General features: G+C 62.4%; 17 protein-coding genes and 2 tRNA genes. 12 read left to right on the top strand and 7 right to left on the bottom strand.

Going from position 1 to position 20,390, the window contains the following annotated elements:
- The first annotated feature begins 107 nt into the window (after window positions 1–107).
- Entirely contained in the window at window positions 108–1,361 is a 1,254-nt protein-coding gene (tyrS, locus tag NKI38_RS06635) for a tyrosine--tRNA ligase (protein WP_352655781.1), read from the top strand.
- Window positions 1,362–1,367: 6 nt separating this feature from the next.
- Here tyrS and NKI38_RS06630 read toward each other — a convergent pair whose 3' ends face one another.
- Window positions 1,368–4,748: a hypothetical protein gene (locus tag NKI38_RS06630; protein WP_352655779.1), complete on the bottom strand. Its 3,381-nt coding sequence runs from the start codon at window positions 4,746–4,748 to the stop codon at window positions 1,368–1,370.
- Window positions 4,749–4,843: 95 nt separating this feature from the next.
- On the opposite strand from NKI38_RS06630, the gene NKI38_RS06625 reads away from it, so the two are divergent.
- Both NKI38_RS06625 and NKI38_RS06620 read left to right on the top strand, forming a co-directional pair.
- Window positions 4,844–5,311, top strand: coding sequence for a peroxiredoxin (locus NKI38_RS06625; RefSeq protein ID WP_352655777.1), 468 nt, complete (start codon window positions 4,844–4,846; stop codon window positions 5,309–5,311).
- Between the two features lie 146 nt (window positions 5,312–5,457).
- Complete coding sequence (locus NKI38_RS06620; RefSeq protein ID WP_352655775.1) at window positions 5,458–6,762, top strand: peptidoglycan DD-metalloendopeptidase family protein; 1,305 nt, start codon at window positions 5,458–5,460, stop codon at window positions 6,760–6,762.
- A gap of 150 nt (window positions 6,763–6,912) precedes the next feature.
- Here NKI38_RS06620 and NKI38_RS06615 read toward each other — a convergent pair whose 3' ends face one another.
- Both NKI38_RS06615 and NKI38_RS06610 read right to left on the bottom strand, forming a co-directional pair.
- The gene (locus NKI38_RS06615; RefSeq protein ID WP_352655773.1) at window positions 6,913–7,083 is read right to left on the bottom strand and encodes a hypothetical protein; all 171 of its coding nucleotides are present in this window, start codon (window positions 7,081–7,083) and stop codon (window positions 6,913–6,915) included.
- The gene (locus tag NKI38_RS06610) at window positions 7,070–8,248 is read right to left on the bottom strand and encodes a M24 family metallopeptidase (protein ID WP_352655771.1); all 1,179 of its coding nucleotides are present in this window, start codon (window positions 8,246–8,248) and stop codon (window positions 7,070–7,072) included. The genes NKI38_RS06615 and NKI38_RS06610 overlap by 14 nt, the downstream gene beginning before the upstream one ends.
- Window positions 8,249–8,472: 224 nt before the next feature.
- Between NKI38_RS06610 and NKI38_RS06605 the strand changes: the two genes are divergently transcribed.
- From NKI38_RS06605 to NKI38_RS06585, 5 genes are all read left to right on the top strand, one after another.
- Window positions 8,473–9,639 carry an ROK family transcriptional regulator gene (locus tag NKI38_RS06605; protein ID WP_352655769.1) on the top strand — a complete coding sequence of 389 codons (1,167 nt, stop codon included), beginning with the start codon at window positions 8,473–8,475 and terminating at the stop codon, window positions 9,637–9,639.
- On the top strand, window positions 9,636–10,400 hold the full coding sequence (locus NKI38_RS06600; RefSeq protein WP_352655767.1) for an ATP-binding cassette domain-containing protein: 765 nt from the start codon (window positions 9,636–9,638) through the stop codon (window positions 10,398–10,400). Before NKI38_RS06605 ends, NKI38_RS06600 begins: the two co-directional genes overlap by 4 nt.
- Window positions 10,401–10,441: 41 nt before the next feature.
- Window positions 10,442–11,482, top strand: a complete 1,041-nt coding sequence (locus NKI38_RS06595) for a sugar ABC transporter substrate-binding protein (protein ID WP_352655765.1) — start codon at window positions 10,442–10,444, stop codon at window positions 11,480–11,482.
- A 149-nt stretch (window positions 11,483–11,631) separates the two neighbouring features.
- Window positions 11,632–12,627 (top strand): ABC transporter permease, encoded by a 996-nt coding sequence (locus tag NKI38_RS06590; protein ID WP_352629239.1) that lies wholly within the window; start codon window positions 11,632–11,634, stop codon window positions 12,625–12,627.
- 13 nt (window positions 12,628–12,640) lie between these two features.
- Window positions 12,641–13,411 carry an SDR family NAD(P)-dependent oxidoreductase gene (locus NKI38_RS06585; RefSeq protein WP_352655763.1) on the top strand — a complete coding sequence of 257 codons (771 nt, stop codon included), beginning with the start codon at window positions 12,641–12,643 and terminating at the stop codon, window positions 13,409–13,411.
- Window positions 13,412–13,467: 56 nt separating this feature from the next.
- Here NKI38_RS06585 and NKI38_RS06580 read toward each other — a convergent pair.
- Window positions 13,468–13,543: transfer RNA gene (locus NKI38_RS06580), tRNA-Val, on the bottom strand.
- Window positions 13,544–13,759: 216 nt separating this feature from the next.
- On the opposite strand from NKI38_RS06580, the gene NKI38_RS06575 reads away from it, so the two are divergent.
- The 3 genes from NKI38_RS06575 to NKI38_RS06565 all read left to right on the top strand — a co-directional run bounded on the left by NKI38_RS06575 (window position 13,760) and on the right by NKI38_RS06565 (window position 15,883).
- A tRNA-Asp gene (locus NKI38_RS06575) sits at window positions 13,760–13,836 on the top strand.
- A 371-nt stretch (window positions 13,837–14,207) separates the two neighbouring features.
- Window positions 14,208–14,768, top strand: a complete 561-nt coding sequence (locus tag NKI38_RS06570; RefSeq protein ID WP_352655761.1) for a polysaccharide biosynthesis C-terminal domain-containing protein — start codon at window positions 14,208–14,210, stop codon at window positions 14,766–14,768.
- Window positions 14,762–15,883 carry a glycosyltransferase gene (locus tag NKI38_RS06565; RefSeq protein ID WP_352655759.1) on the top strand — a complete coding sequence of 374 codons (1,122 nt, stop codon included), beginning with the start codon at window positions 14,762–14,764 and terminating at the stop codon, window positions 15,881–15,883. The genes NKI38_RS06570 and NKI38_RS06565 overlap by 7 nt, the downstream gene beginning before the upstream one ends.
- A gap of 53 nt (window positions 15,884–15,936) precedes the next feature.
- Here the strand turns inward: NKI38_RS06565 and rbsK are convergent, their stop codons facing one another.
- The 3 genes from rbsK to NKI38_RS06550 are packed head-to-tail and all read right to left on the bottom strand — an operon-like array spanning window position 15,937 to window position 18,409.
- The gene (gene rbsK, locus NKI38_RS06560) at window positions 15,937–16,866 is read right to left on the bottom strand and encodes a ribokinase (RefSeq protein WP_352655757.1); all 930 of its coding nucleotides are present in this window, start codon (window positions 16,864–16,866) and stop codon (window positions 15,937–15,939) included.
- 4 nt (window positions 16,867–16,870) lie between these two features.
- Complete coding sequence (locus tag NKI38_RS06555) at window positions 16,871–17,323, bottom strand: RbsD/FucU family protein (RefSeq protein ID WP_352655755.1); 453 nt, start codon at window positions 17,321–17,323, stop codon at window positions 16,871–16,873.
- Window positions 17,324–17,350: 27 nt separating this feature from the next.
- Window positions 17,351–18,409 carry an ABC transporter ATP-binding protein gene (locus NKI38_RS06550; RefSeq protein ID WP_352655753.1) on the bottom strand — a complete coding sequence of 353 codons (1,059 nt, stop codon included), beginning with the start codon at window positions 18,407–18,409 and terminating at the stop codon, window positions 17,351–17,353.
- Window positions 18,410–18,697: 288 nt separating this feature from the next.
- Here NKI38_RS06550 and NKI38_RS06545 point away from each other — a divergent pair, with 288 nt between their 5' ends.
- Window positions 18,698–20,362 carry an ABC transporter substrate-binding protein gene (locus tag NKI38_RS06545; protein ID WP_352629250.1) on the top strand — a complete coding sequence of 555 codons (1,665 nt, stop codon included), beginning with the start codon at window positions 18,698–18,700 and terminating at the stop codon, window positions 20,360–20,362.
- The last annotated feature ends 28 nt before the right edge of the window (window positions 20,363–20,390 follow it).

The following is a 20,390-nucleotide window of genomic DNA, read 5'->3' as shown; positions in this document are numbered from 1 at the left end:
TCAGGCGCAAAACCGGAAACCACTTTTGCTGATCACGCTTGGATGCTAAACGCCCGCGTTCATGCACGTCCGAGCCACAGCGGCCGGGCGCTTTCGGGAAAGAAACAATGTCCGCCTTCAAATCCGATTTCCTGCGCACGATGAGCGAGCGCGGTTTCATCCACCAGACTTCGGATGATGCCGGCCTCGACAATATCTTCGCCAAGGAGACGGTGACGGCCTATATCGGCTTCGACGCCACCGCCAAGAGCCTGCACGCCGGCTCGCTGATCCAGATCATGATGCTGCACTGGCTGCAGCAGACCGGTCATCGGCCGATCGCGCTGATGGGCGGCGGCACCTCGATGATCGGCGATCCGTCGTTCAAGGACGAGGCGCGCAAGCTGCTGACCCCGCAGGACATCGACGACAACCTCGCCGGCATCCGCCGCAACTTCATGCCGTATCTCAAATTCGGCAGCGGTCCGAACGACGCCATCATGGTCAACAACGCCGACTGGCTGATGGAGATCAACTACGTCAATTTCCTGCGGGACGTCGGCCGTCACTTTTCCGTCAACCGCATGCTGGCCTTCGATTCCGTCAAGCTCCGGCTCGATCGCGAGCAGTCGCTGTCGTTCCTCGAATTCAACTACATGATCCTGCAGGCCTATGATTTCGTCGAGCTCTACAAGCGTCTCGGCTGTCGCCTGCAGATGGGCGGCTCCGACCAGTGGGGCAATATCATCAACGGCATCGATCTCGGCCACCGCATGGAGAACGCGCAGCTTTATGCGCTGACCACGCCGCTGCTCACCACCTCGTCGGGCGCCAAGATGGGCAAGTCTGCCTCGGGCGCGGTGTGGCTCGATGCGGAGATGCTGAGCCCCTATGAGTTCTGGCAGTACTGGCGCAACACCGAGGATGCCGACGTTGCCCGCTTCCTGAAACTCTACACGACATTGCCGCTGGACGAGGTCGCACGGCTCAAGCGGCTCGGCGGGTCCGAAATCAATGAGGCCAAGAAAATCCTCGCCACCGAGATCACCGCCTTGCTGCACGGCCGCGCAGCCGCGGAGCAAGCCAACGATACGGCGCGCAAGACGTTCGAGGAAGGCGCGCTCGCCGAAACATTGCCGACCGTCGAGGTTGACAAGGCCGCGCTCGAGGCCGGCGTCGGTATCCTGTCGCTGCTCGTCACCGCCGGTCTGGCGGCGTCGAACGGCGAGGCGCGGCGGCATGTTCAAGGTGGCGCCGTTCGCCTGAACGACGAGCCGGTCAGCGACGAGCGCCGGCTGGTGACCTCCAAGGATTTGAGTCCGGAAAACGTCGTCAAGCTGTCTTTGGGAAAGAAAAAACACATTCTGGTGCGGCCGGCTTGAGGGTACTCACCGGTATTCGAAGATCGACCTGAAGATGCCGGGAGCAATGACTGACAGCGGATTGATGTCCAGCACCGGCTTGTTGGCATTGCCCTTGAGCCGGTAGGTAACGCCGATCAGGCCGCGGTCGCGACCATTGCCGAGCAGCGCGCCAACGATGGGCAGTTCACCGAAGATGCGATTGAGGCCATAGACCGGCATGAACGTGCCGGTCATGTCCATGTTGTTGTTCTGGTCGTAGAGCGTGCCCTGGAACGTCGTGCCGATGCGCGGACCGCGCAGCACGCCATTGGCCAGTTTCAGATAGCCGCTGCCCTTGTCGATCTCGGCGTAACCGCGTTCGAACTTCACCCGCGACGTGTCCAGCTTGCCCTTGACCGCCTGATTGAGGCTGCGGTTGTCGCCGGCCGGCGTGGTCGAAACGATGGAGGCGAGCTTCGGTTCGTTGACCACGAAAAAGTTGCTGGTGTCGACCTTGCCCTTCAGCGATCCATCGCTCGGCCCCGCCAGCGCCAGGGTGATCGTTCCGCCTTCCATATGCTCATAGATGTTGAGGAACCTGAGGACGGCGCCAGCGTCCGCGGACTGCATGTTGAGGGCGCGTCGGCCGGCACCGGTGGTGTTGCTGATGGTTATGGCGGCGCCCGAACTTGCCATGGCGCTGACCTTCAGCCCGTTCACCCGCGAACCGGCCGCGCTGTAGTCGAGCTTCAAATTGGACAATTGCTCGTTGTGGAAACCGGTCAGCTGATCGACATCGGCGCTGACGGAAATGGCGTCGGAACCGGTGGTCTTGGTTGCCGTGTCGACATCCGAGGTGAACTGCTTGATGAGCGAGCGGGCGTCCAGCGCATTGCCCGATATGTCGACCGCATAACCCTTGCCGGATCGTTTCACCGACACCGCGACATCGTCGCCCCTGTTCAAGGTGACCTTGCTGAACCGCGCCGACGACAAGGCGCCATTGACCAGCACGATGCTGCCGTCGATGGAGAACGTCTTTCCATCAAGATCAAAATCGGACAACGTCGTAGTGTCGCCGGACTTGGTCATGACGAAGGTGACATTGGCGGGGACCCCTGCCCCCTTGCTCCAACCCGCCCAGGGAATGTCCAGCCTGGCATTGGTCAGGTCGGCCGAGACGTTCTGGTCGCCGCTGCCGTTCTTGTCGATCGCGACCTTCACCGTTCCGCCAAGCAACGGCTTCAGGCCGGGCATGGCGGCGGCACTGGTCTTGTCGTCGAGCACCAAAGCCACCTTGCGGCTGCGCGCCGGCCCGTCATCCCTCAACGGCTCGATCAGATCGAGTTCGGCCGGAATCCCGTTCAGCGATGCCTTGGCGGAGATCACAGCCTTTTCCGGGTCGACCGTGATCGAACCGTCGGCATCAGCCACGGTCTGCCCCTCGAACGGCTTGGCCAAGGACATGCCGGTATAGTCGAGCGACACCAGCCAATCGAGCTTTGAGGAGTCGACGCCGGTCTGCAGCGGAATGTCCGCCTTGACGTGGCCGGTAACGCTGCCCGACAGCTCTTCCGGCAGAATGCCAACATGGCGCATGGCGTTGATCGGCTCGTAGGATGCAAGTTCGGCAACAGCGGACGCGTCGCCGTCGACGTCGATGTCGAGCGCGCCGACGACCGGCGGGCGATTGGCCGCCTTGACCGTCAGCGTGCCGTTGCTGGCTGCCACGGTGCGACCGCTGGGCATATAGACGGTGCCCGAGGACAGGGAGATATCGACATCGTTGCCGTGGAAGCCGACGACGCCAACCGCGTCGCGTATCGGCGGGATGCGGCCGGCCGTGTCGAAGCGCGATCCCTCGATCTGGAAGCGGCCGAACACCTCGTCGGCGGAAAGCGGCACGCCGTTGCCCAAGCGGCCCGGCACGACCTGGAACTGGAGGTTGGCGTCGACGACGCGGCCGCCGAACAGATTGGCCAGCACCCACAACCGGGCGTTGCGCGCTGAAAACCACGGCCAAAGCTGCTTGACGTGAGAAACCTGCATATCGTGGATGTTGAACGCCAGATTGATCCCCGGCGCCTTGCCCTCGACGAAGGCCACGGCAGCGGTGCCGAGCACCTCGCCGGAGGAGGCGGACCGAAGCGCGATCTGCTCGGCGACCAGTCTGTGGCTCACCGTGTTATAGACACCGGCAATCCGCGCAAGGAAAGTGAGCGCCGGCTCAGGCGACTCCGAAGGTGCAAGCGACGAACCGTCGCTGGTCAGGTCGTAGCGATAGGAGGGTTCCTCACCCGACGCTCCGGTTGCCGGCTTCGGCCCGATCGAACCGGCGAAATCGAATGAAGACCGGCCGGTCTTCAGCAGCAATCTGTCGACCTGGACCTTGTTGCTGCCGGCAACAAGCGTCGCATCGACATCGACGTCAGCCGGCAGCATCCCGCGTGTGCCGAGATCGAGGATGGAACCCGTCGACGACAAAAGGGCCGTCAGCCGCGATGCATTCGCCCCCGATCCTTCCGATCCCGTCAGCTTCAGCGCGACCGCGCCCAACTTGCCGGCAGCGGCCGTGAGGTCGCCGGCATCCGCCAGATCGATGCTGGCATCCAGCGCCGTGACGCGGTGTGCCGCGATATCGCGGGTGGCTGAGGCAGCAACGGTGACCGTCCTGCCGTCGACATCCGCCTCGGATGAAAACTGCATGCCGCCCGGTCCCGATTGCACGACGGTGGCGTCGATTATCTTGAAGAGCTTGATCGTTCCGGTTTCGGGGAGCACGAATTCGACATTGCGAAGATCGATCTGGCGCAGCGAATCTTCCCGCACGGCATCGAGTGCGCGGTTGACGTTTCCGAACACCGCATTGGACAGCTTCTCCGGATCGATGAGGCCGTCCGCATTGCGCAGGGTCGTGGTCCAGTCGCCGCCGGATGGCATCGCCGCCACGACGATGCGGGCATCGGAAATCCTGGCGCTGGTCAGCCGCACATCCCCCCACAGCAGCGGAAACAGACGCACACCGAAACGCACGCGGCCGGCATCGGCCATCGGCTTGCCGTCAGCGGTTTTCAGGCTGACGTCGCTGACCTGCAAGGCAATGAAGCTCGATCCGTCAAGGGTGATGCGGGCGGGTCCGACCGCGACATTGACATCGACACCGGCCAGTTTCTCGAGAGCCGTTTCCGCTTCCGTCCGAAGCCGTTCGGAGCCGACGCCTGACGCACCGATGAGATAGACGACGACTGCCGCCAACAAGACGAGGCTGGCGAAACCGGCGAATGCCCTTGCCAGGATGCGAAAGCCGCGTCCGATCCGCGCCTGGCCGAGCGGCGGCACGCGGCAGGCGGACGGAAAGGCCCCCAGGTCGGTGATCTCATCACGCCTGAACCTGATCTTCTCGTGCTGCGGTTGCTCCTGATCCACGCAATTTTCCGTTGTACGAACTCGATCGTGGACGAATCCCCGCTCGACACTATATCGGTGAGGCTTCGCGCGTAACCACAAACAAGGGCATCGGTATGGCTGACCTCGACGTAGGCGATCTTGCGCCGCAATTCGATCTGCCGCGGGACGGCGGCGGATCACTCAGCCTTGCCGCATCCTCCGGCAAGCCCATTGTGCTCTATTTCTATCCGCAGGACGACACAACAAGCTGCACGCAGGAGGCGATCAGTTTTTCGCAGCTGAAGCCGGAGTTCGAGAAGGCCGGAGCCGTGGTGATCGGCCTGTCGCCCGACAGCGCCAAGAAGCATGACAAGTTCAAGTCGAAATACGATCTGACCATCGACCTCGCCGCCGACGAGGAGCGCAAGGTGATCGAAGCCTATCATCTGTGGGTCGAGAAATCGATGTATGGCCGCAAATACATGGGCGTCGAGCGCGCGACGTTCCTGATCGGCCGCGACGGGCGGATCGCTGGGATTTGGCGCAAGGTCCGGGTCAAGGGCCATGCCGAAGAGGTTCTTGCGGCGGTCCGCGCGCTTTGAGGCCTTGCTAGGCTGACGCGCTTCCCCTTCAACCTTGTGCCCGCCTGACGGGCAATCGCCGGCGGCAAGCCGGCACCACAAGCCTTTGTTAACCTTAATAATGTGTAGTCAAGCTGTCGTTGTGTCGTAAACGAAAGCTTGGTCCCGTGAACGCAACCGGTCAGTCAGCAGTCTTCGGCAGGCGCAAGGAGCCCCATACGGTCATCATCGCCCGGGGCAACGAGATCCGGCACTTTACGATCCGACCCTGGTTCGCGGCCTTTATCGGCTCGGCGCTGGCTGCCATCGCCGTCGGCTACCTCATGGCCACCTCCTATCTTGTGCTGCGCGACGACCTGATCGGCGCCACCACGGCGCGGCAGGCGCGCATGCAGCAAGCCTATGAAGATCGCATTTCGGCGCTTCGCGCCCAGGTCGACCGCATCACCAGCCGCCAGTTGCTCGACCAGCAAGTGATGGAAACCAAGGTCAGCGAACTGCTTGAACGCCAGAGCCAGTTGAGCCAGCGTCACGGTCGGCTTGGCCCGCTGCTCGAACGCGCCGAGAACGAAGCCGGCGCGGCGCCGGCCGAAGATCCGGCTGCGGTTGCGAAGCCGGACAAACGCGCCGAAGTGACCGGCAGCATCAAGGAACCCGCGCAGAATTATGCGGTCGCCAGCCTGAGCGCCGACCTCGGCGCCGGCGACACCAGGCCGTTCTCGCTGTGGTCGACCCGCTCCGATCCACTGCCCAACGATTCAGCCGCCGATCGTGCCGACAAGCTCTTCGTCTCGATCAACCAGTCGCTGAAATCCATCGAGAACGAGCAACTGACCCGCATCAGCACGCTTGCCGACAACGCCTACAAGAGCGCCGATGCCATCACCCAGGCGCTCGAGGCGGCCGGCCTGCCGGTAGACAGCGATTTCGGCAAGAGCGATAGCGATGTCGGTGGACCACTGATCCCGCTCGACTCCTCGATGATGTTCGACAGCAAGGTCAAGGAACTCGACGAGGCGCTGGACGCGCTCGACCACCTCAAGAAGGAAGCACGTCAGCTCCCGCTGACCAATCCGGCCCCCGGTCATTCCGTCACCAGCCCGTTCGGCGTGCGCACCGATCCCCTCCTCGGCACCGCCGCGCTGCATTCCGGCATGGATTTCAGGGCGCCGATCGGCATGGCCGCCAAGGTCACGGCGCCCGGAATCGTCACCAAGGCGGGCTGGAACGGCGGCTATGGCCGCATGGTTGAAGTCGACCACGGCAATGGTTTTGCGACGCGCTACGGGCATCTGAGCGAGATCGACGTGACCGTGGGCGAGAAACTGGACGCCGGCGCCGTCATCGGCAAGACCGGCAGCAGCGGCCGCTCGACCGGCCCGCATCTGCACTACGAAGTCCGCCACAATGGCGAAGCGATCGATCCCTTGCGCTTCCTCACGGTCGGCAAGAAGGTCGCACAATATCTGTAGGCGATTTCGGGATTCTGCCCCATGCGACCGGTGGCCATCATGCCGGCTGCCTAAAACGTACGGAAACAGCCACGCGATTAAATCCTGATATTGTCCACACCGGTCGTGGCCCGGTTGATGGGCCATGGGCGCTCCCATCCCGTGCTTTGGTCAGTCTGCATTTCCCGGTGCATCGACAGAAACGAGGTCGCTGCCGAAACCAGGGTGGCCGCACAGATGGCGGCGGATCTCGATCATCTGGTCGAGAATTCCGGCACCGATACCGATCGTGCTGGGAATCGCAACACCGCCGGCCGTGGCCGCGGCCTCAGGATTTGACATGGATCTCCCGCGGGAACTTCGTCAGCGTCTCATTGCCGGTTTCGGTGACCAGGATGGTCTCGCTGATCTCGATGCCCCAGCCGTCCATCCACATGCCGAGGATGGAATGAACGACGTTGCCTGGTTCAAGCACAGTCTTGTCGCCCGGCCTGAGGCTGATCGTGTGTTCGCCCCAATCCGGCGGATAGGCGACGCCGATGGAATAGCCGATGCGCGACTCCTTCTTCAGTCCGTAGCGTTGAATGACCTTGCGCCAGGCGCCCTCGACGGCTTCGGCTGATATTCCCGGCCTGACCGCATCGAGCACCGCATCCATGCCTTCGATCACCGCTTTGGCCGTATTCGAGACATTTGTCGGTGTTTTGCCGAGTTGCAGGGTTCTTGCAAGTCCGGCCGCATAGCGGCGGCAGACACCGGCAAGTTCCAGGGCAATCGTCTCATTGTCCCCGAACCGCCTGTCGCTCCACATGATGTGCGGTGCGGATGCATTCTCGCCGCCGAGGATTGTCGGCGGAAGCGCGGTGATGTCACCGGCGAAGTCAGGACTGCCGGCGATCTGCGCCGCCTGGATGGCGGCGATGGCATCGCACTCGCGCGCGCCCGGTGCGATCACCTCGAAGGCCCGGGTGACCGCCGCTTCGGCCAAGGTCGACGCCTTGCGCAAATAGGCAATCTCGGGCGCCGATTTGACCGCGCGGATCCAGTTCACCAGAAGATCGGCATCATGCCATTTCGCATTGGGAAGTCCGGCGACAAGCCGGGCATGCCCTTTCGGAGAGAAATAGTAGGCTTCCAGCTCGATGCCGATATGTCTGATACCCCAGCCCTTCGCCACGATCCAGTTCGCGATCCAGTCCATGGGATGGCGATCGACACGCTGAACATGGTCCTCCGGGAAGCCAACCACGTTCTCAGGCTTCATCCAGGCTGTCAGAAGACCGCCGGCCGCATCCATGGCGCGCCCGATCCAAACCGGCTCGACATCCTCGATTGGAACCAGCACCACCTGCGGCGTATAAAACGACCAGCCATCGTAGCCGGTGATGTAATGCTGGTTGGCAACGTCGTTGACGATCAGCAGCTCGAGACCGCGCTTGGCCATCTCCGTGCGGATCTTGCGAAGCCGCTGTTGATACTCGTCGCGGTCAAACGGCAATTGGATCATCTTTGCTCCATGCTTTGTTGGATCAACGGTCGCGGGTTCGCTCACCCATGAAGCGGTTTCGACATCGCGGCAATCGGCCAGGGCGGCGCGTGAGCAGGTCCTGGACCGGATACGCCCTCCACGGCCGACTTTTGATTTGGACTTCGCCATCAATTTATTTTTGAATTCCATTTGACTGAATAAATAAGTGATGCGAAGCTACCCTCTCCTAAGGGGCGCAAATCATGGCACTGCGGGGGACCAATCAGGAGTTCGGACGGCCGTACAACCGGCGCATCGTGCTCGAGTCCATCCGCCTCCATGGGCCGATCGCCCGCGGCGAGATCGCCAGGCGCGTCGGACTTACCGTCCAGACGGTATCGACCATCGTTCGAGAGCTGGAAGAACAGGGCTATATCCTGTCGCTGCGCGAAGAGCCGAAGGGGCGCGGCCTGCCTCCGGCGACCTTGCGGATCAATCCCGAGGGTGGCTATGCCGTCGGCGTCCACCTCACCCCGCTTGGTATCAATGCCGCCTTGATCAATCTGAGCGGCGATGTAATCGAGAGCACTTATCGCGAAGCGCCGAACACGACGCCGGACCATGCCTTCGATCTGATCGGGGCGATGGTGGTTGAATTGACCAGACTGCGGGCTGGAGGACGGGTTCTGGGCGTCGGCATGGCCCTCCCCGGCCCGTTCGACGTCGAATCCATGAGTTTCGTCGGTCCGACCACCATGAGCGGCTGGAAGGATGTGGCGCTGGGTGAGCGGCTGGCGGCGTCGACCGGGCTGCCGGCCTTCTTTGAAACCGACATGGCGGCCGCGGCCATGGGCGAGCGCCTCTACGGCCTCGGCGCCCAGTTTTCCGAATATTACTATCTCTATTTCGGCGTCGGCCTTGGCGGGGTGATGGTTCACGACGGCAGCGCGTTGCGCGGTGCATGGGGAAATGCCGGCGAGATCGGGCACATTCCCGTCGTTCCCGGTGGTGAGGTTTGCCCGTGCGGCAACAGCGGCTGTCTCGAAAGATACCTCTCGCTCGAGGCGCTCCTGCGCTGGAACGGCAGTGAGGCCGATTGGGTCGCCGAAGTCGCCCCGATCTTCCACAATGCCGTCGCCATCATCGAGAACCTGTTCGACCCTGAAACGGTCATCCTCGGCGGGCTGGCGTCCACCGATCTGCTCGAACTGCTTGCTGGTTCGGCTGCCGGCCTGCACAACTCCGTTTCCGCGCGGAAGGACCGCACGACGCCTCGAATCATCGTCGCGCGCGGCGGGCAACATTCGGTGTTGCGCGGCGCCGCCGCCCTTGCGGTTTCCGGGGTGCTGTCACCGCGCTTCGGGCAGATGTTCGCTGCCGAACGCGAGCGCGAGCGCGACCTTATCAAAGGCAGGGAGATTGCGGCATGAACGAACCCCTGCTGGTGCTCGACAACGTCACCAAGAACTATGGCGCCATCGAAGCGCTCAAGGGGATCAGCTTTTCGATCGGCAAGGGCGAGGTCGTGGCGCTGCTGGGCGACAACGGCGCCGGCAAATCGACGCTGGTCAAGATCATATCAGGCGGACTGGAGCCGACCTCGGGCCGCATGCTGTTCGAAGGCAAGGAGTTCCTTGCCAAGTCACCCGCCGAGGCCAAGGCGGCGGGCATCGAGACCGTCTACCAGGATCTGTCGCTGTGCACCAATGTCGACGTGGTTGCCAATTTCTTCATGGGCCGCGAGATCACCAGGAAGGTTCTTGGCATTCCCGTGCTCGACGAGCGCGCCATGGAAGCCGTCGTCGGAAAGGCGCTGGCCAGTGCCGGCACCCGCATCCCCTCACTGCGCACCAATGTCGAGCACCTTTCGGGCGGCCAGCGGCAAGCCATCGAGCTCAACCGCTTCGTGCATTGGGGCGGCAAGCTGGTGCTGCTTGACGAGCCGTTTGCCGCCCTGGGCGTCGAACAGACGCGGCGCGGCCTCGACATGATCCGCCAGGTGGCGAACCAGGGCATCGGCGTCGTCATCATCACCCATATCATGCAGCAGGCCTTCCAGGTCGCCGACCGGATCGTGGTGATCCGGCAAGGCGTCGTGGCGGGTGATGTCGCACGCAACAAAACAAGTCCCGACGCGGTGATCAACATGATCACCGGAGAGACGCTTGCCGGTGCCGGACCGGCGGGCTGAGGGACAAAAGAGGGGTCCGGCGTAAAAGAGGAGCGAACGACATGAAGCGAATACTTCTTGCTGTCTTCGGTATCCTTGCACTGGCCTTTGCCACGCTCACGCCGGCATTCGCCCAGTCCAAGGGTATTGTCTACTACATGGTGCCGACACTGCTCGATGAGTTCCAGACCGGCTCGGTGAGCGCGCTGGAGCTGTTCCTGAAGCAGACCGGCTACGAGATGAAGACGCTGAACGCCGACAACAAGACCGACGCCCAGCAATCGCAGATGAACGACGTCATCGCGCTGAAGCCGGCGGCGATCATCCTTGCCGCGGTCGACTTCAATGCGCTGAAACCGTCCATCGAGGCCGCCCGCGCGGCCGGCATCCCGGTGGTCGAGTTCGACCGCCAAATCACCTCGACACCATCCGACTTCACCTCTGTCGCCGGAACCGTCGAGATCGGCTATGTCGCCGCCGACCAGGCCGAGAAGCTGCTGAAAGCCAAGAACGGCTCGGTGAAGGGCAAGGTGCTGCAGGTGCTCGGCGATCCGGGTGACCCCTACACGCTCGACATCCAGAAGGGCTTTGAGGAGAAGATGAAGGCGTTTCCGGACGTCAAGATCATCTCGCTTCCGGCCATGCAGTGGGAAGCCAGCAATGCCGGCACCATCGTTGCCGACCAGATGCTGGCAAACCCAGACATCGACCTGATCTTCAGCCATGCCGCGCACCTGTCGGTCGCTGCCGTCGCCTCGCTCGAGGCCGCCGGCAAGAAGCCGGGCGACGTCATGCTGATGAGCTCGAACGGCGCCCCGGTCGGTCTCGACCTGATCCGCAAGGGCTGGCTCAACGTCGAGGTCGAGCAGCCGCTCTACGCACAGGCCGCGGCGGTCGCCATGTTCATGGACAAGATCGCCAAGAAGGAAGAGATCAAGCCCGGCGCATATGACGTGCTCGGCCTGAAATCGACCGTGACCAAGGAAGCCTGGGGCCCGAACATCAAGATCCCCGGTGCCGCGATCACCAAGGAGAACGTCGACAATCCGGCCTTCTGGGGCAACCAGAAGCCGCCGACGGACACCGTCAAGTCGGTCGAATAGTCATCTGAAAGCGCTCCGGGCCGTAGCGGCCCGGAGCTTGCCCTTTCACAACGCCGCGTCCGAAAGTGCGCCGTGGCGAATTTGAATCCGCGCCTGAACCCGACGAAATCGAATTGATTTCGCGGGGCATGCGCCAACCGGATCAGCCCATGAACCCGCGCACACGCAAAGCCCTGGAGTTCGTTCTCGACAATCTCGTCTGGTTCATGCTGCTGTTCGTGCTGGTGGTCTTTTCCATCTTTGTCCCGAACTATTTCCAGCTCGGCATCTTCGCCAACATCATCGAGGCTTCCAGTGTTCTCGGCGTCATGTCGATCGGCCTGGCGCTGGTCATCATCGCCGGTCATATGGACCTGTCGGTGGAATCCGTGGCCGCGCTCAGCGCCATGGCGGTCGGCATCCTGTTCTGCTCGTCGGGCATCGGCATGGGCGTGAAATTGCATCCGGAATGGCTGATGGTTCCGGTTTCGCTGCTCGTTGCGCTGGCCGTCGGCGGCATCATCGGCGCCTTCAACGGCTACCTCGTGGTCAAGGTGAAGATGAGCGCCTTCATCATTACGCTGGCCTCCTACATCTGGGTGCGCGGCCTGGTGCTGGTCATTTCGGGCGGCCGCTCGGCGCAGGATCTTGCGCCGGCCATCCGCTGGTTCGGTATCCAGCGCCTGATCGGCCTGCCGCTGACCGCCTGGATCGCTGTCGCCTGTTTCGTCGTCTTTTCGCTGATCATGGCCAAGACGCCGTTTGGTCGACATCTCGTGATGATCGGCGGCAACGAGACTGCGACCTTCCGCGCCGGCATCCGCGTCAACCGCAATCTCGTCATCGCTTTCGTACTCGCCGGCGCCATCGCCGGCCTTGCCGGCTGGCTGCTGGCGATACGCACCTCGGGCGCCACCGCCAATCTCGGCGTCGGCCTGCTGTTCAACGCCTTCGCCGCCGTCGTCATCGGCGGCGTCAGCCTGAAAGGCGGCGTCGGCACGCTGCCCGGCGTCTATGCCGGCGTGCTTTTGCTCTCGGCCATCAACACGGCGATCAACCTGATGGGCCTGCCGGCCAATTTCACCCAGGTCATCCATGGCCTGCTGGTGCTGGCCGCCGTGCTGCTCGACGCTTTCAAGCAAACCATTCGCCAAAGACTCGCATGACAGGACGGCTCGCATGACCAATCGGCTGCAAGACAAGGTGGCGCTGATCATCGGCAGCGCCCGCGGCATCGGCAAGGGCATTGCGCTACGCTTTGCCGAAGAAGGCGCAACGCTGGTGCTGGCCGACACCGAAGTCGAGGCCGGGCAAGCGACCGCGGATGAACTGGGCGTCCCCTTCATCCGCACCGACATCTCGCAAATGAGCGATGCCGAGGCCGCCGTGGCGCTGGCGCTCAAACTTCATGACCGCCTCGACATCATCGTGCAGAATGCCGGCATCTATCCCTGGCAGCTGATCGAGAACACCAGCGCCGACGACTGGGACCGTGTCATGGCCGTCAATCTGCGCGGCACCTTCAATGCCAGCCGCGCGGCCCTGGCGCCGATGAAGGCGCAAGGCTTTGGCCGCATGCTCTACACCTCCTCCATCACCGGCCCGCACGTCACCAGCCCCGGCCATGGCCATTATTCGGCCAGCAAGGCCGGCATCAATGGCTTCATCCGTGCCGCCGCGCTCGAATTCGCCGGCTATGGCATCACCGTCAACGGCGTCGAGCCCGGCAACATCCTCACCGAAGCCATCGAGCTGCATCGCGGCGCGGCCTACATCAAGAACATGGAAGACTCCATCCCGCTCGGCCGCCTCGGCAGCCCGCGCGACGTCGCCAACGCCTTCCTGTTCCTCGCCTCCAACGACGCCAGCTACATCACCGGCACGACCATTGTCGTCGACGGCGGGCAGCTGCTGCCCGAAGGCAATGATTTTCGGCTCTTGCCGCCGTGAGCGTTGCGTTGGCGACGCGGCTTCGCGTTTGGCAATGGCTGAGTACGGGGGATGAATGGTGGGCGATGACGGGCTCGAACCGCCGACATCTTCGGTGTAAACGAAGCGCTCTACCAACTGAGCTAATCGCCCGCTCCGGGCCGGACCTTTAAGCGGTCAGGGTCCGCTTCGCAAGGCCAAATGAGCGCAGGACGCCCTGGTTGGATGCCGGTTTTGCCAACAAAACGCCGGCTGTCAAAAAACCTTCTCCTGTTTGCTGTTATGCTGTCCCGTCACGCTTGACACCCGGTGGCGAACCCCTTATCCAGCGCCCCAACGACGAACACGGCTGACACGTGTTCGCCATGCGCGGGTGTAGCTCAGTTGGTTAGAGTGCCGGCCTGTCACGCCGGAGGTCGCGGGTTCGAGCCCCGTCACTCGCGCCATTTCTCTCAAGGGATACAAGCCCTTGGCTTCGGAGAAATGTCGACATTGATTGTCAAAGAATCTTCTTGGATGAGGCAACTTGGATCGTCTCGTATCTGAGTTGGATCTCCCAAGCATGGACCCAAGAACGCCTCTGCAACGTCGGCATTGACGGCGTCACGCTCTGGTCGCGTTCAACCGCGCAAAGCAAGGCGCCGCCGAAATCTTGTCAGTGGCACCCCCGGTGCGCCTGCCTCCGCTCCCATCAAAGCTCCAACTGTGCCCGAAAAAGTCATCATGGCTGCACGAACCTGTTAGCCCGATCAGGACATCCATCGAAAATTGTGAGAAGAAGGTCGGTCTAAGACGGTCAAAAACGGAAGCTTTGTTCATGAGCGATCACACCAGCCTGAATCTTCTGGAGACAACACTTGCCGCCGCCAAGCAGGATCAACGGACTCTGGACGAGCAGCGGCAAAGCACTACGCCCCTTGTGGACGGCATGTCCTTTTTCGACAGCATCCGACACAATGACGACCGCGGCAGCGTCACGGAGATCTATGACCCGCGCTGGGGTTGGCATGCCGACCCGCTGGTCTTTTCCTACATGTTCACAATTCGCCCTGGCGTGGTGAAAGGGTGGGGCCTGCACAAGCTGCACGAGGACCGCTATTTTGTGATCAGCGGCGAGATGGAACTGGTCCTTTATGACCCCCGCCCCGAATCCAGCACATATGGCAAGGTTTCGAAGGTTTACCTCTCCGGCAATCATCCACGCCTGGTCAACATTCCGAAATTTGTCTGGCATGCCGACAGAAACATCGGAACATCCGACTTGGTCGCCATCAATTTCCCGACGATACAATACGATCACGCAAATCCCGATAAGTACCGCCTGCCGATCGATACCGATCTCATCCCCCATGATTTCGGCAGCGCCAAGGGATGGTGAGCAAGCCCCGCTTTTCCATCCTCATGCCGACGCACTCGCGCGTGGACGTCATCGGCATGGCCATCCAATCGGTGCTGGACCAGACCGTCGAGGATTTTGAACTGCTGGTCGTCGGCGACGGCTGCGCGCCCGGCACCGCCGAGGTGGTCGAAGCCTTTCAGGACGCCCGCATTCGTTTCTTCGATCTCCCCAAGGCGCCGAACTTCGGCTACGCGAACCGCAACATCGTGCTGCGTGAGGCACGCGGCGAGCTGATTGGCTTTGCCGCCGATGACGATCTCCTGTTTCCGGATCATTTTGAGATCCTGGCGGATGGCCTCGAAAAAGGGGCTGCCATCGCGTACAGTCAGGCGCTGTGGGTTTCTACCGACGGCATCGCAGCACCCTTCCTGACCAATCTGGACCTGGCCGACGAGTTCAGGGTGTTCACTGAGGTCGGCAACACGATACCCGCCACCTGCTTCCTGTATCGGGCTGATTGCCTGCCTTCGCGAGATGTCTGGCCGGAAGACGTCGCATCGGCCGGGGATTGGCAATTGTGGCGGCGAATCATGCGCGAGAATCCGAGAAATCCCTTCACCTATTGCCGCGTTCCAACCGTCCTGCATTTCAGCGCCCTATGGAAAAATTCGCGTCACTCCCAGGCATCGCAACTGCAAACGTTTCTTGATATCGCGGACGGAGCCGGCTGGTGGCCTTCGGCCTTGCGCGTCTGGGTACCGAACGCCAGTAAGGAACAATCCGAGTACTCGCGCCTCATGCGGGTTGATCCCGCGGCCTGGAGCGAGCAGATGCGCCGTGCCGTCGGCGATCTGGTAGCGCGCCTTGCCTGGGAGGATGTGCAGACGATCCGACCGATGCTTGCAAGCGCTGAAACCGAGAAAGCGACGATGCATTCTGAAATCTCAAGGTTGCGCAATGAGCTTGAGGCGGCTCACCAAATCAGCGCCGAGGTGCAGAGCGCCGCTTCGGATGCAAGGAACGAGAAGGACGAGATCGAACAAAGGTTGCAAGCGTGCCAGATGCAAATCGCGGCCTTGCATCAGTCCAGAAGCTGGCGCTTCACAGGTCCGCTGCGCAAGATCTCCACAAGCTTACGTTCGAAAAAATCATAGGCCCTTAAGAACAGGCCGGAGACGGCGTCAGCGGCCGGTCAGCCGAGCCGATCTCATCCTCTTGCCAGCAGCGCCTCGACCTCCTGCAGCGTCGGCATCGATGGCGCGGTACCCGGTCGCGTCACCGAAATGCCGGCGACGGCGCAGGCGAAGCGCACCGCCTGCAGCGGCTCCACACCCCGCGACAACGCCGCGGCTAGCCCGCCATTGAAGGCATCGCCCGCACCGGTGGTTTCGACCACCGGGCCGGCACTGACGGCGGGGACATGGTCGGAGCGGTTCTTCGAGTGCAAAAGCGCGCCCTTGTCACCCAGTGTGACGATGACCGTGCCGACGCCCTTTTCGAGCAGCTTGTCCGCAGCGGCTCGCGCCTCGTCGACCGAGGACACCTTCATCCCGGTCAATTCCTCCGTCTCGGTCTCGTTGGGCGTGAGATAGTCACAGAGCGTGTAGATGCGGTCGGGAAGCTTTGCCGCCGGAGCCGGGTTGAGGATCGTCGTCACCCCTGCCCCGCGCGCGATCTCCAGCGCCCGCGTAGCTGCTTCGATCGGTTGTTCGAGTTGGGTGACAAAGACGCCGGCACCGCTGATCAGCCCGGCATTGGCTTCGATATCGGCCGGCGATATCAGCATGGCGGCACCGGGGCTGACGATGATGGCGTTGTTGCCTGTCGTCTCCTCGATAAAGATGTAGGCGGCGCCGGTATAGCTTTCCGGCGTGTCGATGACGGCATTCTTGACGCCCGCCTGCGCCCAGGTCTGCCTGGCCATATCCGCGAAGGAATCGACGCCGAGACGGGTCAGGAAGGTGACGTCGGCGCCAAGCTTGCCGGCGGCCACTGCCTGGTTCGAGCCCTTGCCGCCCGGACCCAGCGCGAAGGATGTGCCGAGGATCGTTTCGCCCATGCGCGGCTGCCGCTGCGCCCTGTAGGCGGTGTCGGCGACGAACACACCCAATATGACGACAGGCTTGCCCGAAGCCATGCCGCTACTCTGCATCCGGCGGCACGACGCCCTTGCGGAAGGCGAAGCAGCCATAGAAGCGGCGCTCGCCGGTCTGGATGACGCAATAGGCCTGCTTGGCACGCTCGTAGAAGGCGTAGCGCTCGACCGCTATCATCGGCCACGACTTGCCCTCGGCCGCGTCGATTTCCTTTTGTACCTCTTTCTGCACAGCCGGAATCTCGTCCGGCTTGCCGACGATCTCCATGCGCGCGGCCGAGTCGTCAACGAATGTATCGAGCGGGTAGAGCGACAGCACCGCCTTTGCGACCTCGGCAGCCGACGCATCGATGCGCAGCACGCGGCCGAGCGCCGTCTGGCGCGCCACCGAATCGGACGGAAAATTGGTGTCGGCGATGATCAGATCATCGCCATGGCCCATTGCCCGCAATGCCTGCAGCACGTCGGCATTGAGCAGCGGGTTGATGCCTTTGAGCATGGTATTCCTCGTGAAGTCCGGTTGAAATCAGAGACGCTTGCCCGTCTCTGCGTCGAAAAGATGAATCTGGTCGAGCCTTGGCTTCAGCTTCAGCGTATCGCCCGGCTTGAAGTCGTGGCGCTCGCGAAACAGCGCCACCATCTCGCCTTCGCCGAAACGCAGGAACACCAGCGTTTCCGAGCCGGTCGGCTCGACCACCGAAATCTTCGCCGGCACGCCATCGGGATGGATCTCCAGATGCTCCGGCCGCACGCCATAGACGACGGCCTGGCCGTCCTGTGCGGCATTGTCCGCTGCAACCGGGAACAGCGTGCCTGCAATGTCGACACCGGGCCTGGCGCCCTTGCGCATGACGCCCTTGAGCAGGTTCATCGAAGGCGAACCGATGAAGCCGGCGACAAACAGGTTGGCCGGCCGGTCGAACAGTTCAAGCGGCGCGCCGACCTGCTCGATGCGGCCGTCGCGCATGACGACGATCTTGTCGGCCATGGTCATGGCCTCGATCTGGTCGTGGGTGACGTAGATGGTGGTGGTTTTCAGCCGCTGATGCAGTTCCTTGATCTCGGTGCGCATCTGCACACGCAGCTTGGCGTCGAGATTGGAGAGCGGCTCGTCGAACAGGAACACTTGCGGATTGCGCACGATGGCGCGGCCCATCGCCACGCGCTGGCGCTGGCCGCCGGAAAGCTGCCTGGGATAGCGCTTCAAATAGGGATTGAGGTCGAGGATGTCGGCGGCGCGCTTGACCCGCTCGGCAACCACGGCCGGATCGGTTTTCCGCAGCTTGAGCGCAAAGGCCATGTTCTGCGCGACTGTCTTGTGCGGATAGAGCGCATAGTTCTGGAACACCATGGCGATGTCGCGCTTGGCCGGCGGCAGATGATTGACGACGCGGTCGCCGATCGCAATCGTGCCGGCGGAGACGGTTTCCAGCCCGGCCACCATTCTGAGCAGCGTGGACTTGCCGCAACCCGAAGGGCCAACCAGCACCACGAACTGTCCGTCTGCGATATCGACGCTGACTTCGTGCAGAACCTTGACCGTTCCAAAGGCTTTGGCCACCTTGCTGATCGCGACTTGCGCCATGTCTCCCCCATCGGCTCCATTAGCCGTAGGCGCAGAAGCTAACCAACGCGACCTGCCAGGGCAAGTCGGTCTCTTATAGATAAAAACCGTTCTCGTTGACACGGCGTTTGGTTGCGAGAATAGTGGCAGGTGCTGGTCAAAATGTCGGCACCCGATCCGCAATCGGAACTTTAATCGCCGCAGGGTGGGGTCCTGCCTAATTCGTTTCCGAACCGGGAGCATCGTTGGCGCTCCAGCGTCCGACAGTTGGTCAATTTATTCACACTGAAGTTCTGGGAGGAATAGGCGATGAGAACGGGTCTTTACGAGAAACTGGTTCGTGCCGGCGCCACAAGGCGCGACATATTGAAGGGTGCGGCCAGCATGGCCGCGATTGCAGCCGCATCGGGCGCCGGGCTTGGCGCCTTGACGCGCCCGGCTTCCGCCGCAAGCGAACTGCGCTCCAAAATCCTGCAGATTCCCGGCGTCGGCAAAGGCCAGCCGACGGACGCCGATTTCCAGAAGGTCGGTGAACTCTGCCTCGAGGCGACCAAGGCCAACGTCAAGGAAGGCGAATTCGCCGGCGTCGAGTTGACCTTCATGGGCCTCAACAACCAGAACCTGCACAATGTGCTGTTCCGCGGCTTCCTGAAGCCATGGGAGACCTATACCGGCGCCAAGATCAACTGGATCGACCTGGCGCAGGCCGACTACAACGCCCGCCTGCAGCAGTCGATCGCCACCGGCACCGTCGATTTCGACATCATCGAGATGGGTGCACCATTCGAAGGCGATGTCTGCGGCAAGGGCCTGACTTCGGAGATGCCCGACTGGGTCAAGGACCAGATCGACATGAAGGACGTCGTGGCCTATCTGCAGCCGCCGGTCGGCACCTGGGACGGCAAGCAATATCGCGTGACCGTCGACGGCGACGCGCACAATTTCAACTACCGCACCGACGTGTTCGCCGATGCCGACCTCGCCAAGGCCTGGAAGGACGGCGGCGGTGAAGGCGAGTGGGGCGTGCCGAAGACCTGGCAGCAGGTGCAGGCGGTGACGAAGTTCCTCAAGGGCAAGAAGCTCAAGGACCAGGACGTCTTTGGCTATCTCGACGCGCCCAAGGCGTGGGGCGGTTTCGGCTTCTATTTCCTCGGCAGCCGCGCTAGCGCCTATGCCAAGCATCCGGACGACAAGGCCTGGCTGTTCGACGCCGATACGATGAAGCCGCGCGTCAACAATCCGGCCTGGGTGCGCGCCATCCAGGACGTCATCGACGCGCTGCCATCCGAACCCGCCGACCAGATCAACGCCGATCCGAACACGACTGCCTTCCAGCAGTTCCTGGCCGGCACCGGTTCGATGGTCACTTGGTGGGGCGACGTCGGCTCCAACGTCAAGACAAACGATTCGTCGGTTGTCGGCGACGTCACCGGCTTCTCGATCCTGCCGGGCTCGGACGATGTCTACAATTCGAAGACCGGTGCCTGGGACAAGCTCGCCAGCGGCCCGAATTATGCGCCCAACTGCGCCTATCTCGGCTGGGGCGTCTATGTCATGGCTCGCGTCGATACCGACGAGAAGAAGAAGAAGGCGGCATGGTCCGCCGCCGCCCATCTCGGCGGCAAGGATCTGTCGATCTGGACGGCTATGTATCCGTCGGGCTTCCAGCCCTACCGCAACTCGCATTTCGACATTCCGGAATGGGTTGCCGCCGGCTACGACGAGGCCTTCATCACCTCGTACCTCAAGTCGGAATCCGACAGCTACAACCACCCGAACGCTGCGATTGAGCCACGCATCCCCGGCATCTTCCAGTACTACAGCGCCGCCGAGGATATTTTGGCCAACACATTCGCCGGCAAGATGAAGGCGCAGGAAGGCGCCGACGCCATTGCGGCGGCCTGGGAGAAGCTGACCGACCAGATCGGTCGCGACAACCAGGTCAAGCTCTACAAGGCTTCGCTCGGCATGTAGGCTGGCCTATGAACCGTGGTCCGGCGGC

It is taken from the genome of Mesorhizobium sp. M0621 (assembly GCF_040320745.1).
Lineage (GTDB): Bacteria > Pseudomonadota > Alphaproteobacteria > Rhizobiales > Rhizobiaceae > Mesorhizobium.
This window is presented reverse-complemented; position numbering and strand designations above follow the sequence as displayed.

Bases quoted from the DNA above. Each gene is read 5' to 3' on its own strand.
- NKI38_RS06565 (WP_352655759.1), top strand. From the start codon at position 14,762: ATGGTGAGCAAGCCCCGCTTTTCCATCCTCATGCCGACGCACTCGCGC.
- NKI38_RS06605 (WP_352655769.1), top strand. From the start codon at position 8,473: ATGGCACTGCGGGGGACCAATCAGGAGTTCGGACGGCCGTACAACCGG.
- NKI38_RS06625 (WP_352655777.1), top strand. From the start codon at position 4,844: ATGGCTGACCTCGACGTAGGCGATCTTGCGCCGCAATTCGATCTGCCG.
- rbsK (WP_352655757.1), bottom strand. From the start codon at position 16,866: ATGGCTTCGGGCAAGCCTGTCGTCATATTGGGTGTGTTCGTCGCCGAC.
- NKI38_RS06595 (WP_352655765.1), top strand. From the start codon at position 10,442: ATGAAGCGAATACTTCTTGCTGTCTTCGGTATCCTTGCACTGGCCTTT.
- NKI38_RS06550 (WP_352655753.1), bottom strand. From the start codon at position 18,409: ATGGCGCAAGTCGCGATCAGCAAGGTGGCCAAAGCCTTTGGAACGGTC.
- NKI38_RS06600 (WP_352655767.1), top strand. From the start codon at position 9,636: ATGAACGAACCCCTGCTGGTGCTCGACAACGTCACCAAGAACTATGGC.
- NKI38_RS06555 (WP_352655755.1), bottom strand. From the start codon at position 17,323: ATGCTCAAAGGCATCAACCCGCTGCTCAATGCCGACGTGCTGCAGGCA.
- NKI38_RS06585 (WP_352655763.1), top strand. From the start codon at position 12,641: ATGACCAATCGGCTGCAAGACAAGGTGGCGCTGATCATCGGCAGCGCC.
- NKI38_RS06570 (WP_352655761.1), top strand. From the start codon at position 14,208: ATGAGCGATCACACCAGCCTGAATCTTCTGGAGACAACACTTGCCGCC.
- NKI38_RS06615 (WP_352655773.1), bottom strand. From the start codon at position 7,083: ATGTCAAATCCTGAGGCCGCGGCCACGGCCGGCGGTGTTGCGATTCCC.
- NKI38_RS06545 (WP_352629250.1), top strand. From the start codon at position 18,698: ATGAGAACGGGTCTTTACGAGAAACTGGTTCGTGCCGGCGCCACAAGG.
- tyrS (WP_352655781.1), top strand. From the start codon at position 108: ATGTCCGCCTTCAAATCCGATTTCCTGCGCACGATGAGCGAGCGCGGT.
- NKI38_RS06590 (WP_352629239.1), top strand. From the start codon at position 11,632: ATGAACCCGCGCACACGCAAAGCCCTGGAGTTCGTTCTCGACAATCTC.
- NKI38_RS06610 (WP_352655771.1), bottom strand. From the start codon at position 8,248: ATGATCCAATTGCCGTTTGACCGCGACGAGTATCAACAGCGGCTTCGC.